Origin of the sequence: Rhizobium favelukesii, from assembly GCF_000577275.2 — a bacterium.
Classification (GTDB): Bacteria; Pseudomonadota; Alphaproteobacteria; order Rhizobiales; family Rhizobiaceae; genus Rhizobium; species Rhizobium favelukesii.
This window is the reverse complement of record NZ_HG916855.1, coordinates 120,424-134,267: the sequence shown is the minus strand read 5'-3', so window position 1 is coordinate 134,267 and position 13,844 is coordinate 120,424. Positions and strand designations below refer to the sequence as shown.

Below are 13,844 nucleotides of genomic sequence, written 5' to 3'. Positions count from 1 at the left end.
GAAGACAGAGCAGCGCTCCGCCGGGCTGGCCGCTATTTGTAGGGATCTGCCGCATCGCGCAAGCCGTCTCCCAGAAAGTTGAACGCCAAAATCACCAGAACGACCGGTATAATCGGAAAAAGCAACCATGGATAGAATGCGATGACGCTTACGCTCTTTGCTTCTGTCAGCAGAATGCCCCAACTGGTGATCGGCGGACGCAGACCGAGGCCAAGAAAGCTGAGTGCCGTCTCGCCAAGAATCATCCCAGGGATCGAAATCGTGGCAGAGGCGATCAGATGGGACATGAAGCCGGGAACAAGGTGTCGGCCAATGACGCGCGGTGTGCTGGCGCCCATCAGCTGGGCGGCCTGCACATAATCTTCTTCCCGCAGAGCCAAGAGTTTCGAGCGCACCGCTCGCGCCAGCCCGGTCCAATCGATGATCCCCAGGATGACCGTGATCCCGAAATAGATGACGATCGGGCTCCAGGTGACCGGCATGATCGCCGCCAGCGCCATCCAAAGCGGCAGGCTCGGCAACGACTGCAGCACTTCGATCACGCGCTGAACGATCAAATCGAAGGCGCCGCCCCAATAGCCGGCAAGGCCGCCGATCACGATGCCGAGGCAGAAGCTGATGGTGATGCCGATCAGGCCGATCGTCAGCGAAATGCGCGCGCCGTAGAGAATGCGGGAAAGCACATCGCGACCGAGGCGGTCAGTACCGAGTAGAAACATCTGTCCGCCGATTGCCGGGCAGACCAGATGCAGGTCAGAACTCACCAGCCCCCAGAGCTTGTAGGGATCGCCGCGGCAGAAGAAACGGATCGGCTGCACATCGTTTGGCTTGTCGGTGTAGATCCGGTGCAGCGTGTCGAGATCAAGCGACATGCTTCGCCCGTAGACGAAGGGGCCGACAAACTTGCCATTGTTGAAGAAATGGACGCGCTGTGGCGGCGAGTGGATGAAATCGACATTCCTGGTGTGCAGCCCGTAGGGCGCAATGAATTCGACGACGACAATCATGAGGTAAATGGCAAGCAGGAAGATACCGGAGGCAAGCGCCAGCCGGTGCTGCTTGAATTTCCACCACATCAATTGCTTCTGCGAGGCGAGATGGATGCGCGATTGCGCAGACGTCATCCCTTCGGTCGCCATGGGATCGAAGGGTGCGGTGGAAACATAGTGCGGCAGCGGTGCGCCGGGCGGTGGCAAGGGCGACATCTATTTGGTGCTCCTGCCTTGCAGGCGGATACGCGGATCGAGGAAACCAAGCGCGATGTCGGAGACGAGAACACCGATCACGTTGAGAAAGGCGAGAAACATCAGGAAGGAACCTGCCAGATACATGTCCTGGCTCTGAAGAGCCTTGATGAGCATTGGCCCGGTCGTCTCCAGCGAAAGCACGATCGCAACGATTTCCGCACCTGAGATGATTGAAGGCAGGATCGATCCGATATCGGCAACGAAGAAGTTAAGAGCCATGCGCAGCGGGTATTTCACCAGCGCGCGAAGCGGGTGAAGCCCTTTGGCGCGGGCGGTCACGACATACTGTTTTTGCATCTCGTCGAGCAGGTTGGCGCGAAGCCGCCGGATCATACCGGCCGTGCCTGCCGTTCCCACGATGATCACCGGTATCCAGAGATGCGAGAGGATCGAACGCGCCTTTTCCCAGCTCATCGGCTCGTTGAGGAACCTCTGATCCATCAAATGCCCGATCGAAACCCCGAACCAGATATTGGCGAAGTACATCAGGATCAACGCCAGCATGAAGTTCGGGACGGCGATGCCCAGGAGACCGAGAAAGGTCAGCCCGTAGTCTCCCCAACTGTACTGATGGGTCGCTGAATAGATCCCGATCGGAAATGCGATGAGCCAGGTCAAAAGGATGGTGGAAAAGGAGACGAGCATCGTCAACCAAAGGCGATCACCGACGACATCGGAAACCGGCAGCTGGTACTCGAACGAATAGCCGAAGTCCCCATGAAGCATGCCGCCAACCCAATAGACGTAGCGGACGATCTCGGATCTGTCGAAACCATACTGCTTGCGAAGCTCTTCGATCTCCTCAAGGTTGGCGCTTTCGCCCTGGGCGCGCAGTTCGGCGATCTGGCTTTCGAAGAAGTCACCTGGCGGCAGTTCGATGATCGTGAAGACCAGTGCCGAGATGATGAACAGCGTCGGCACCATCGCTGCGATGCGCCAAAGAATGTATTTCAGCATCCCTCAAGCCTCCTTGAACCAGAAGGCATCCGGCATATAGAGGCCGAGATAGGACGTTGGATCGAAACCATAGAGGGCCTTCTCAGGCACGTTCTGCAGCTTGGCGGATCTGAGGATCGGCTGCAGGGTGCCGTTGATGAGGCCGATCGAGAAGACCTGTTGGGTATAGAGCCCCAGCATCTGATGCCAGATCACTTCGCGCTCTTTAAACCTTGCGGTCTCGCCCCACTGTTGGAGAAGATCGACCAGCTGCTCCACTTCCGGCAGATCGGGAGCGCTGCCTTCCTGCCCAGCAGACAGGTGGTACATTCCCCAAAGCGGCCATTGCAGCTGATCGTCAAGCGTCGGTGCAAGCTGCCCGGGAGGCATGTCGGCGGTTGCGACGCCGTTCTCGATGCCGAACCAGATCGACATCATGATCGTGCCGCTCATGGCGCGGCTGCGAAAGACATCACGCTGCGAGGTGCGGGTATAGAGGGCGAGACCGACCTCGCGCCAATGGTCACGCACCAGTTCCAGCACGTCAGTGTCGAGATTGCTTTCCCCAGCCGTTTCCACGGTGATTTCGGCGCGGCGCCCGTCAGACAGCAGACGAATGCCGTCGTCGGCACGGTTCGTCAGTCCGAGCTCGTCCAGGAGCTTGTTTGCCTGATCCGGATCGTGGGCAATGAAGGCTTCGGCATATTCCGGCTTGAAAAGGGGGCTATCGGGCAAAACGGTATCAGCACTTGCCCTGCCAAGGCCGTAGAAGGCGACCATGTTGATCTCGTGCCGGTCGATCGCCATCGACAGCGCGCGGCGGAAGCGGGCTTCTCGAAACAGGTTACGCCAGACCTCGTCGGCGCAGTTGAGGTTTGGCAGCAGCGCCACGCGCGATCCGCGCACCTGCTTCCACAGGTTGACCTTCACCGGAAACCGCTTTTCGGCATCCTTAAGGAATGTGTAGTCGTTGAAGTCGACGCCCGTCGCCTGCAGGTCGGATTCACCGGCACCGGCCTTGGCAGCGATGATCGAGGACGAACTGACGTTAAGGATGAACTTGTCGATATAGGGCAGTTGCACGCCGTTCTCGTCGACCCGGTGGAAAAACGGGTTTCGCACGAACACGAACTGGTCGGCCGGCAGTGGCGTGGTGTTGCGCCATGGATCGAGCGTCGGCAAGTTCGGGTTTTCAGGGCGTGAGGAGCGCGACATCTTGATGTGCAAGTCCGCCCATTTCTTGACGCGGTTTTCCTTCATCAGCGCCGACAGGCGGAAGTCGTCCTGATATTTCTTGTGGAACTGCTTGAGATAGTGCCCTGGCCCGAAGATTACGAGCGGCAGTGGGCCGGCGAGCGCCGGCATGAACATCGGATTGGGTCGATCCCAGGTGTAGCGAACCGTCAAAGCGTCGAGCACTTCAAATTTCGGCAGCTTGCCGTGCGGTCGCAACTCAAGCGCGCCTCCCCCAGGCGTCAGATCCTTGCTGAGGATCACATCGTCCCACCAGTAGCGGAAATCGTCCACCGTAAAGGGTGCGCCATCGGACCAGCGGTGACCCTCGCGCAGATAGAAGGTGAAGACCGTGTCATCCTTGGATTCGAAGCCCATGAGAATATCCGGCTGGAACATCAGATGCTTGTCATAACCGACCAGGCGCGAATAGCCGTAGACGGTCATGTAGCGGATGTCCTTCTGGCTGCCGATGATCGTGCGAACCGTGCCGCCATAGACGCCGGGTTGCCGCCCCGCTTCCTTCATGTTGACGATGCGCGGATGCGTCGGCAGGCGATCCACCATCGGAGGAATGCGGCCCGCGCGCAACCAATCCCTGAGAAACTCCGGCTCAATGTCACGATCCGCCGCTGCCTCGACGAGGGAAGGCGCTATTGCCGAACCGATAACACCACCAAGAAATGTGCGCCGCGTTACCATGAGCGAAGCTCCTTTGCGTCGGCACCCTTGCGGGCCCGCACAAGATGGCCGTTGCCGAGATCGGCATAATCGAGCTCGGAAGCATCATCATGTTCCGCCGTAAAGGTAATGCCCCAGTTCTGCTTGTCTGCGGCGCCGTTTTTTCTCAGCGCCTCGAAATCGAGCGGCCGATTGAGGTCGGGGAAGGGGACTGCCGCCAACAGCGACTTCGTGTAGGGATGCACCGGATCACGCAAGATAATCTCGCGCGGGGCGATCTCGACGATGCGCCCCTTGCACATCACTGCGATGCGGTCGGCCATGTAGTCGACGACCGCCAGATTGTGCGAAATGAACAGGTAGGTCAGCCCGAGGTCCTTCTGCAGGTCCTTGAGCAGGTTGAGGATCTGTGCCTGAACGGAAACGTCGAGCGCCGATACCGGCTCGTCGAGAATGACAAGTTTCGGCCCAAGCGCAAGCGCACGGGCAATGCCGATACGCTGGCGCTGTCCGCCGGAGAAACTGTGCGGGTAGCGATTGAGGTAGCGCCGGTCGAGGCCGATCGCGCCCATCAACCCCTCCACCCTCTGCTTACGCTCCGCACCGTTCCCACGATCGTGAATCTCCAGCGGCTCGCTGAGGATATTGCGCACGGTCATGCGTGGCGACAGCGAGGAGACCGGGTCCTGGAAGACCATCTGTATCTTGGTGCGCAGCGCCTGCAGATCGTCACCGGAGACGGACAGGACGTCGATCACGTCCTTGCCATCGTTGAAAATGACCGAGCCGCCGTCCGGCGTCACGGCCCGCATCAATATCTTGCTGACCGTCGTCTTGCCGCATCCCGATTCACCGACGAGCCCCAGGCACTCCCCTCGGCGGATGTCAAAGCTGACATCGTCAACAGCGCGGACAAGGGCAGCTTCGCGCGTTCCAAAGAAGCCGCGGTTGCGGGTCTTGAACACCTTGGAGAGGTTGTTGACGGAAAGGAGGATCTCCGGCCCTTCGGCCTTCACCTTCTTCTTGCCGATTAAGGACTCCAGGTTAACCGGAACATCGCGCAACGCCTTAAGGCGCTCGCCCGGCTTCATGTCGAAATGCGGCACGGCCGCCATCAGGCCCTTGAGGTACGGATGCTGAGGGTTGCGGAAGATCGACTCGACCGGTCCCGCCTCCATGATCTCACCGTGATAGATCACCACCACCTCGTCTGCCATGTTGGCGACGACGCCGAGATCGTGGGTGATCAGCAGCATCGCCATTCCGAGCTTGTGCTGGAGGTCACGCAACAGCTCCAGGATCTGCGCCTGAATTGTCACGTCGAGGGCGGTTGTCGGCTCGTCGGCGATCAGCAGCGCCGGATTGCAGATCAGCGCCATGGCGATCATCGCGCGCTGGCGCATGCCGCCCGAGAGTTCGAAGGGGTACATCTCGAAGGTGCGCTTCGGGTTGGCAAAGCCCACGAGACCCAGCATCTCCTCGGTCTTCTCGCGTGCTTCCTTCTTGTCGGCCTCCGTGTGGATGAGGAGCGCTTCTCCGATCTGATTGCCGACGGTGTGGAGCGGCGACAGCGAGGTCATCGGCTCCTGAAAGATCGTCGTCATACGCCGGCCGCGCAGGTCACGCATCTCAGCGCTGTCGCGCGAATATTGCAGAATATCGGTCGTTTTGCCGTCCAACGGATCGGTGAAGAGAATGCGCCCTTCCGCTCTCGCCGGGTTCGGGAGAATCCCCATTATGCTCTGGCTGATGACCGATTTGCCCGAGCCGGATTCTCCGACGAGCGCGGTGACCTTGCCCGGCAAAATACGAATATTCGCGTTCTTTACGACGCGCAGGCGATCGCCGAAAACCGAGAAGGAAACGTCGAGGTTCTCGATGCGCAAAAGATCCGAGGCGGACGCCATACCAATGAAATTCCCCAGTTTTTCTTTGTTCCCGTTAAGGCACACTATCGTACCGCAATCGGGGTGTCCAGTTGATGACGGACACGGAAAAACTGGCGCATTTCATACGCTGGACAAGTTCAAACCTCGACTGTCTCTGGGGTTGCCAGCACCCCTATTGAATGAACTCCTCCACCGTTGGTTTCTTGGCCTGCTTGCGAGCATCACGATGAAGCAGGATGACCTGCTCCGCCTCAGAAAGTGCGGCTGGTACGACGTCCCGGAAGTTCTCTTCGACATGCAGGACAGACGCCGGCACGTGCGGCTGCAGAACCGTGACCTTCTGGCGGATGCCGCGCAGCTTTTCTTCTCCCAAGGTGCGCCACTCGCCACCGCAGTAGCCGGCGAAAGCCTGGCTTGCGACCACCTCGCTCGAGTATTTCTTCGTCAGCGATTGCAGGCGCTGGACCTCGTTGACAGCAGAGCCGAAGGCCGAAAACGTCAGCCGGTCCTTGAGGCCGACATTGCCGAACATCACATTGCCGACGTGCAGGCCGATCCCGTAGGAAACCTTGCTCAAGCCCGCCTCCAATCGTTCCCGGTTCAATTCCGCAACCCGGGCTTGCGCCTGATGGACCGCAGAAAGGGCGGCCTGACAGGCAATCTTGGAGGGATCCTTGTGCCGGCCGCAGGGATAGACCGCCAGGAAGCCGTCCCCGAGGAAACTTAGGATCTCACCACCATTGCGATTGAACGGCGCCGCGATTGCGTCGAAGAACTGGTTCAGCGTATCGATGTAGGCCTGCCGGCCTTCCTTTTCGGCATACACGGTCGACTGGCGCATATCGCCCATAACGAGAGCGGCACGGATCGTCTCGCCGTCGCCGCGACGGATCTGGCCATTCAACACCCGCTTGCCGGCATCGCCGCCCAGATAGGTGGTCAGCATGTTGTTGGCGAGCTTGCCGAGAACTGCCATCTTGGCCGCAACGGCAAGGTGGTTCTGCATACGCAGCAGCGCATCGATCATGTCGTCGGAAAAACCGGTATGGCTGTCAGTCGACCACGATCCCATCATCCCCTGCACCGAGCCATCGCCGAACGGTTGGACGAACGCCAAATAGTCGGTGATGCGCTCTTCGCGCAGATCGACGAAGACCGGAAACTCGGCTGCCCCATCGGCTGGGATGCGACGGCGGATGTGCTGGAGGTTATTGTCCAGGAGGTAGTAATACGGGCTCTGCAGAAAGCGGTCTGGTTTCTGCCCTGCGGTATGGCGATATCCTTCGATCGTCACGCCGCTTGCGCGTCGCCATGTGAAGCTCAGCGCATCGTAGAGCGGATGCAGCATGGAAAATGTGAGATGCACGCGCGCGATCGGCAGGCCGGCCGCCGCGATGCGTTCGCAAAATCCGCGAACGACGCTCTCTAGATCATCCCCGGCCAACGAGGAATTGGTCAGCCATTCAGCGACCCGATCCAACAAAATAGAGGAGACGCTGGATTCGATCGTGCCCATTCTCGGTAGTATCCTCATAAAGGACGTCCACTCCTGAAAAGCGTCAGCGACCCAGCCTGCAGCAATGCCGTGCGCAGGGCGGGTAGGAGGATGGACGAGCGGTAATATTGTGTCAACGATCTGCCGGGAGCCCGGCAGCGGCACCTGTCAAACCCTTGATAAAGCGGGCAGGATAGGCAGTCCTTTCTCGCGGTTCGTTATTCAACGTAGATAGGCATGGGGCAAACCCCAAACAATGGCATCTGCACATTTTCTGGCATTGCGATGGCTCTCTTCGGGCACACCGGGTCTTTTTGGTCACACCGGTCAGACCTGCGGGGTGATCGCGGCGCATCCTTGGCGCGAGTTTCACGATTGCGTCGTGGGCAGTGATTTGCGGGCGGGTTTCAATTGCCACGGTCTTCCATTAGATCAGGGTACCGTTCAGCACTCAGATGAGACCTGCCTTGGCCAGTTCCTTTGCCTACGACATCCTTTCAAGCAAGATCGAAACCCGCAGCGCCCGAGCCGGCGTCATAGGCCTCGGCTACGTCGGCCTGCCGCTGGCAATCGCCATTGCCCGCAGCGGTTTTGTCGTTACCGGCTTTGACATCGACGCCAAGAAGATCGTCGCGCTCGAGGCGAGGCGTTCCTACATCGATTCTGTCGGAAGCGACGATCTCGCTGCCGAAATTGACGGCGGGCGCTTTTCTGCCACAACGGACTTTGCCAAGCTTGCGGCCTGCGATGTCATTGTCATCTGCGTGCCGACGCCGCTCACCAAGCACCGCGACCCTGATCTTTCCTTTGTCGAGGAAACGTCCCGCTCGATTGCCGAGCATCTGCGAGCCGGCCAGCTTGTGGTGCTGGAATCGACGACTTATCCGGGCACCACGGACGACATCGTCAAGGTCATCCTTGAGAAGACCGGTCTGAAATCGGGCAGCGACTTCTTCGTCGGCTTTTCGCCCGAACGTGAGGACCCGGGCAATCAGCACTATCACACGGCGACCATTCCAAAGGTCGTCGCCGGCGACGGTGCACAGGCGCTGGCGCTGATGACGAGCTTTTACGGCGCGGCGGTCAAAACCGTCGTTCCGGTGTCTTCCAACGCAACCGCAGAGGCCGTCAAGCTGACGGAAAACATCTTCCGGTCGGTCAACATCGCGCTCGTTAACGAGCTGAAGACCGTCTACGCCGCCATGGGGATCGATGTCTGGGAAGTGATCGACGCTGCAAAGACCAAGCCATTCGGCTACATGCCCTTCTATCCCGGCCCCGGCCTCGGCGGCCACTGCATCCCGATCGATCCCTTCTACCTCACCTGGAAATCCCGCGAATACGAGTTGCCGACGCGCTTCATCGAACTCGCCGGTGAGATCAATTCGGCCATGCCGCGTTACGTCGTCGGCAAGCTTGCCGAAGCACTCGACATCCGCGCCGGCAAGGCCCTTAGCCGCTCACGGGTCCTGGTTCTCGGCCTTGCCTACAAGAAGAACGTCGCCGACATTCGCGAGAGCCCTTCGCTACGCCTGATGGAGCTCATCGAAGAGCGCGGCGGCAAGGCCGATTATCACGATCCCCATGTCGCCGAGATTCCGTCGACACGCGAATACCAGCATCTGAAGGGCCGGACGTCAATGACCCTGACGCGGGAGACTTTGGAAACCTACGACGCCGTTCTCGTGGCAACCGACCATGATCAGCTCGACTATGCGGTCATCGCAAGCAGTGCCGCGCTGATCATCGACACGCGCAACGTTTTCGCGCGTCTCGGGCTGCGCGCCGATCACATCGTCAAGGCGTGATGTTGACCGCAGACAGCTTCTTGCCTGTGATCTGGCTCGCGGCGACGGCGTAGCCGCCGCTGGCGCCATCGATGAAGTGCACGTGATCGCGCGAAAGCGGCGTGGGAACAAAACAGGTCATCAGCGCTGAAGCCTGCCGGTGAAGACCAAAACGAGCAATGCCCTTCGCTTTCGCCTCTTCGAGGAGCGCCTCAATGCGGCCGAGATGTTGCGCGTCGACATCGATCGTCATCTTCAGGCCATCGTCGAACTTGCGAAAGTCAGAGTTTCCGGAAACGTCCTGCGTGTAACGCCGGGCATCGAAGCCGAAGAACTTGGCGCCCAGCCTGTGCAAGACGACCACGAGAACGATTTGAAGCATGATGAACAGCTTCTGCTTCAACCGCTTTCCCGGCATTGCTGTTGCCCGCGCCTCTCGATCGACGCCCCTCATCGAAAAGGCAAATTCGGGGCCGTCCGGAGGAACCGGGTGGCCGCCGCGGCCCTGCTCTGCAGAGATGGCCACCACCTCCATCACGAGCTTGCGGAACGCCGCGCTGGGGCGACCGCCCTCGGCCGGTACGGCGATAATGGAGACAATCTCGCCGTTGTGTGCCGCGATTGGGCTCCATCGGCACGACAGACCGGTCAGATCCGGCCGTGTGCCGGGCGGTGAGGCGTCAACACCATAGCGTCCGCTCTTCATCTGGCGTTCGGCCCAACTGGCTCCACCGCCGGCAAACATCGCATAGGTGACGAACGGGCTGGCAGCATGACGCGCGACGCGAACGTCCAGGCCTTCCTTGCGAATATCGGTGAGAGGCACGACCGCAATGCGCAGCGTCAGGCCCATTTCCTCCTCAACCCATCGCTGCGCCGCCGCCAATGCGCCACGCGCTAAACCCTCCAGTCCTCCCGGCAATGCGACCACGGCGCCATCGCCGCCGAACACGAACGGGTAGTCGCCCTTGTCAACCGCATTCAGCACCGCCGAAATGACGCTGACGCCGGCCATGTTCACGTCCTTGTAGCGGCCGGCCGCGATCGCCTGCGTCGAACCGACGATGTCGGCGAGCGCCAGGAACCAGCCGTCGGGGAGCGGGTGATAGTTGCTGGTATCGGTGACGCGCTCGAAGTCGGTGAAAACCGGCACGTCGGCAAAGAATCTTTCATTTGATACGTCGTTCATGTGAGAAGCCTAGCACAGACCTATGCTGCGACTGCAACGCCATTTTGCATCTACGGCAATCGACTTCATACGGTTTCATGTGTTAGCACCGATGTCGAAAATTAGTGAATGGACAAGGACATAGATGAGCCGCCTGGACAGCTTTATCCGCCGCTTAACGGCTCAGCGCGACATATTGAATGCAATCGTCGCCCTCGTGAACGGCACCGAAGGTCCGGTTCTGGAATTTGGCCTCGGCAATGGCCGCACCTATGATCATCTGCGCGAGCATTTTCCGGATCGTCGCATCATTGCCTTCGATCGCGAGGTCCGCTCCTATTCGTCTTCGACGCCGCCGGCGGAGAACATGGTGACCGGCGATATCCGCAAATCCGGCCAGGCTTTCGTTGGTATCGGGGCAGCACTCGCGCATGCCGATATCGGCACCGGGCACGACGAGATCGACGCCATCACGCTGACGTGGCTGCCGCAACTCATGGTCGGTGTGCTTGCCAGGGATGGTATCGCGGTCAGCGGCCTGCCGCTGGAGCGCCCGGAACTCGAGCCACTGCCCTTGCCCGCCGGCGTCAAGGAAGGCCGCTACTTTCTCTATCGGCGGACGTGATCAGGCAAGAAAGAGCACGTCATACTGCTCGATGCTGCCCGGCAGGTCGATGACTTTCATCTCCTGCTCGTCCTCCTCGAAGAAGACCAGGCAATTCTCGTAGAAGGCGGAAAGCGTCTTGATGAACTCGCGTGTCTGTTCCGGACCGTAAAAAAGCGGCGTGAACTCCATGTAGAGCGGCACGCGGCGTGACAGGAGCGGCGTCATCGAGCGGCAGGCAATCGGTTCATAGCCCTCGATGTCCATCCAGACGAGGCCAATATCGGCAGGATCGATGCAAAGCTCGTCCAGGATCTGCATCACCGGCTTGACCGGGACGCTCGTCTTCCGGTCTGTGGCGCTCTTTCGAAACGCGCTGCTTTTTCCATGATTGTTGGCGTTCATGTAGAAGTCGATCTCGCCCGCTGTCGCCCCGGCGGCGCAGTGGACCAGCGTTACCATTCCCTCGAGCTTGTTCTGGCGGATATTGGTCTGCAACAGCGGGAAGTTGCGCGGGTCGGGCTCGACGCTGACGATGCGCGCATAGGCGCCGCTCAGCGCGAAGTAGACGGTCTGCGTGCCGATGTTGCCGCCGATCTCCAGAAGACAGCCATGTTTGTGCATCAAGCCGCGCTCGCGCAGCACGGTGATCAAACGGTCGACATGCTCGCGCTCAAAGTGTCCCTTTCGAAAAACCTTGCGCCCGATGTAGTCCGACGGCGAAAAGGTCATCAGGTGATCGCCCGCATCGACCGTCATTGCAACGACGCGTGGCCCGAGATTTTCGATCAGCAACCGCCGCCCGGTGCGGGTATTGAAGAACCTTTTGGCAATTGCATTGCGCGCCCTACGCAGGCGCTTCTTCCAGAATTTGGCCCTGAACCAGTCGCGGCTCGTCATGCATCTTTTCCTTCGACCAGTTCGGCGGCTTTGTCACTCGGAATGACATAGACTTTCAAGGGCAGGGCGCGACCGCGCACACTGATTTCACGGCTTTCCACACCGGCCGTATCCGCTCCGGAAAGGTTTGCGACCGTTTCGGAAATGACGATGGCCGCATCGAATTCCTTGGCCGCAGTCTCCAGCCGGCTTGCCACATTCACCGTATCGCCGATTGCGGTGAGGCTGCGCACCCGGCCATAGCCGAGCGTTCCGACGACGGCCGGGCCCGTATGAATGCCGATGGCGATGTGAAGCGGCATGGAAAGTTCGTCCGAAAGTTCGGCGCCGAGCTTTTCGATGTCGCGCACGATGGCCGCCGCCGCGGCAAGCGCCTGGCGACACGCCTCTTGCGGCGAGCTACCGATGCCGAAGAGTGCCATGGCGCCGTCCCCGATGAACTTGTCTATGCGCCCGCCGGACTTCTCTACGGCGTTGCCGACCAACGCAAAATAGCGGTTGAGCAGAAACACGATGTCGAAGGGCAGGCGCGTTTCCGTCAATGAGGTGAAATGGCGGATGTCGCAGAACAGAACGGTGATCTCGCGCTCGCGTCCAGGGCTCGTCTCCTGGGTGTTTGGCGGCAATGTCGTTTCCGTCGCCGCAATGAGCAGCGGCGCGACTGTCACGTCGTGCGTCGGTCGCAGTTGGCAGGCAAGCCGTACGTCGGCGGCGGCTTTGATCCGTTTGAGCGTCGATTGCTCCAGCTTGTCAGGCGGCGGCAGGTCGTCAAACCGGCTCAGAATCTGGACCCGGCAGGTCGAGCATTGCCCTTTTCCGCCGCAGACAGAATAGTGCGGCAGGCCGCCGAGCCGGCTTGCCTCGAGAACGGTAAAGCCACGCGGCACGCTGATGGCCTCACCGCCCGGATAGCGCACCGTGACTTGATTGACCCGCTCGCGCCAACGTCGCCAGGAGCGGGCACCGACGACGATCAGCAGCGCGCCGGAAAAGGACCCGTAAAGTCCCGCGCGGACCATGGCGAGTTGACGCTGCGCTTCCGGGTCCGAGTAGTGGCGGGTGTTGAGATTGTCGCGGTAGCGATCGGTGTTGACCATTCCCTCATAAGCGGGTTCTGCGATCGTCCGGCCCATTTCGATGAAGCCGAGGATGGCAAGAACGGGCAGCAGGATCGCAACGGCAAGGAAAAGGGCGGCGATGCTGCCATACCAGGGCCTATAGCGCAGCCAAAAATGCAGACCGATGCAGCCGTGGATCCAGACGGCGAGCAGTGCGGCGACCTGGCGCCATCCGCTCGCCGGCGCCGTGATCCACAAGAGACGAACGATTGTCTCGTAGTCGTCCCGGTAGTGGAAGAGCGTATGGGCGATGCGGGTGCCGATGACATGGTCCATCAACAGCAAGGGGATGGAGATCCCAAGCACGATCTGAGCCATCTCGCCGGCCGGCATCACCAGGCTGCGACGCATATAGACAGCGCGCAGAACCAGCGTGATGTGAACGAGGACGGCCCCGTAAAACACCGTCGTTCCCAAAGGGTTGCGCCAGACCGCCAGAAAAAGCCTTCGCCCATCGTCGGCGGCCGAGACGGAAATAAGACCCAGCGCATGGTTGGACAGATGCAGCAGCACGAAGAAAAACATAACGAGCCCGGAGCCGAGCCGAGCTCGTCTGATCGAGCGCTCTGAAAAAATACTGGTGGCAGCGATCGTCGCCATTCATTCCCGTTCTTGAATATCAAATGACAAATGCAATAGAGATGACGGAATTGAGGTGGAATTGCCGCCACTGCGATTGCGATCGCCTTTCACATGTTATCAGCAAAACTCAAGGGAGCTGACAATAGCGGAATTTCTCGTGGCAAGCCCAGACATCGATTGTAAACAGTGTGTGTCGGCGGAGGT

Annotated in this window: 10 protein-coding genes; 2 read left to right on the top strand and 8 right to left on the bottom strand. The window is 59.9% G+C overall.

The window, feature by feature from the left end; translation table 11 throughout:
• Positions 1–32: 32 nt before the first annotated feature.
• From LPU83_RS64275 to LPU83_RS64255, 5 genes are all read right to left on the bottom strand, one after another.
• Positions 33–1,205: an ABC transporter permease gene (locus tag LPU83_RS64275; RefSeq protein WP_024314386.1), complete on the bottom strand. Its 1,173-nt coding sequence runs from the start codon at positions 1,203–1,205 to the stop codon at positions 33–35.
• A complete protein-coding gene (locus LPU83_RS64270; protein WP_024314385.1) occupies positions 1,206–2,204 on the bottom strand; it encodes an ABC transporter permease in 999 nt (332 codons plus the stop codon).
• Between the two features lie 3 nt (positions 2,205–2,207).
• A complete protein-coding gene (locus LPU83_RS64265; protein ID WP_024314384.1) occupies positions 2,208–4,118 on the bottom strand; it encodes an ABC transporter substrate-binding protein in 1,911 nt (636 codons plus the stop codon).
• Entirely contained in the window at positions 4,112–6,004 is a 1,893-nt protein-coding gene (locus LPU83_RS64260) for an ABC transporter ATP-binding protein (protein WP_024314383.1), read from the bottom strand. The genes LPU83_RS64265 and LPU83_RS64260 overlap by 7 nt, the downstream gene beginning before the upstream one ends.
• A gap of 154 nt (positions 6,005–6,158) precedes the next feature.
• Positions 6,159–7,502: an adenylate/guanylate cyclase domain-containing protein gene (locus LPU83_RS64255; protein WP_024314382.1), complete on the bottom strand. Its 1,344-nt coding sequence runs from the start codon at positions 7,500–7,502 to the stop codon at positions 6,159–6,161.
• 434 nt (positions 7,503–7,936) lie between these two features.
• Between LPU83_RS64255 and LPU83_RS64250 the strand changes: the two genes are divergently transcribed.
• Entirely contained in the window at positions 7,937–9,289 is a 1,353-nt protein-coding gene (locus tag LPU83_RS64250; RefSeq protein WP_197901962.1) for a nucleotide sugar dehydrogenase, read from the top strand.
• Here LPU83_RS64250 and LPU83_RS64245 read toward each other — a convergent pair.
• Entirely contained in the window at positions 9,279–10,457 is a 1,179-nt protein-coding gene (locus LPU83_RS64245; RefSeq protein ID WP_024314380.1) for a DUF3095 domain-containing protein, read from the bottom strand. The genes LPU83_RS64250 and LPU83_RS64245 overlap by 11 nt on opposite strands.
• Before the next feature lie 124 nt (positions 10,458–10,581).
• Between LPU83_RS64245 and LPU83_RS64240 the strand changes: the two genes are divergently transcribed.
• Complete coding sequence (locus tag LPU83_RS64240; RefSeq protein ID WP_024314379.1) at positions 10,582–11,061, top strand: class I SAM-dependent methyltransferase; 480 nt, start codon at positions 10,582–10,584, stop codon at positions 11,059–11,061.
• On the opposite strand, the gene LPU83_RS64235 is transcribed toward LPU83_RS64240, so the two are convergent.
• A complete protein-coding gene (locus LPU83_RS64235; RefSeq protein WP_024314378.1) occupies positions 11,062–11,940 on the bottom strand; it encodes an FkbM family methyltransferase in 879 nt (292 codons plus the stop codon).
• On the bottom strand, positions 11,937–13,658 hold the full coding sequence (locus LPU83_RS64230; RefSeq protein WP_024314377.1) for an adenylate/guanylate cyclase domain-containing protein: 1,722 nt from the start codon (positions 13,656–13,658) through the stop codon (positions 11,937–11,939). Before LPU83_RS64230 ends, LPU83_RS64235 begins: the two co-directional genes overlap by 4 nt.
• Between the last annotated feature and the right edge of the window lie 186 nt (positions 13,659–13,844).

Bases quoted from the DNA above. Each gene is read 5' to 3' on its own strand.
- LPU83_RS64275 (WP_024314386.1), bottom strand. From the start codon at position 1,205: ATGTCGCCCTTGCCACCGCCCGGCGCACCGCTGCCGCACTATGTTTCC.
- LPU83_RS64260 (WP_024314383.1), bottom strand. From the start codon at position 6,004: ATGGCGTCCGCCTCGGATCTTTTGCGCATCGAGAACCTCGACGTTTCC.
- LPU83_RS64245 (WP_024314380.1), bottom strand. From the start codon at position 10,457: ATGAACGACGTATCAAATGAAAGATTCTTTGCCGACGTGCCGGTTTTC.
- LPU83_RS64265 (WP_024314384.1), bottom strand. From the start codon at position 4,118: ATGGTAACGCGGCGCACATTTCTTGGTGGTGTTATCGGTTCGGCAATA.
- LPU83_RS64250 (WP_197901962.1), top strand. From the start codon at position 7,937: ATGAGACCTGCCTTGGCCAGTTCCTTTGCCTACGACATCCTTTCAAGC.
- LPU83_RS64255 (WP_024314382.1), bottom strand. From the start codon at position 7,502: ATGGGCACGATCGAATCCAGCGTCTCCTCTATTTTGTTGGATCGGGTC.
- LPU83_RS64235 (WP_024314378.1), bottom strand. From the start codon at position 11,940: ATGACGAGCCGCGACTGGTTCAGGGCCAAATTCTGGAAGAAGCGCCTG.
- LPU83_RS64270 (WP_024314385.1), bottom strand. From the start codon at position 2,204: ATGCTGAAATACATTCTTTGGCGCATCGCAGCGATGGTGCCGACGCTG.
- LPU83_RS64240 (WP_024314379.1), top strand. From the start codon at position 10,582: ATGAGCCGCCTGGACAGCTTTATCCGCCGCTTAACGGCTCAGCGCGAC.
- LPU83_RS64230 (WP_024314377.1), bottom strand. From the start codon at position 13,658: ATGGCGACGATCGCTGCCACCAGTATTTTTTCAGAGCGCTCGATCAGA.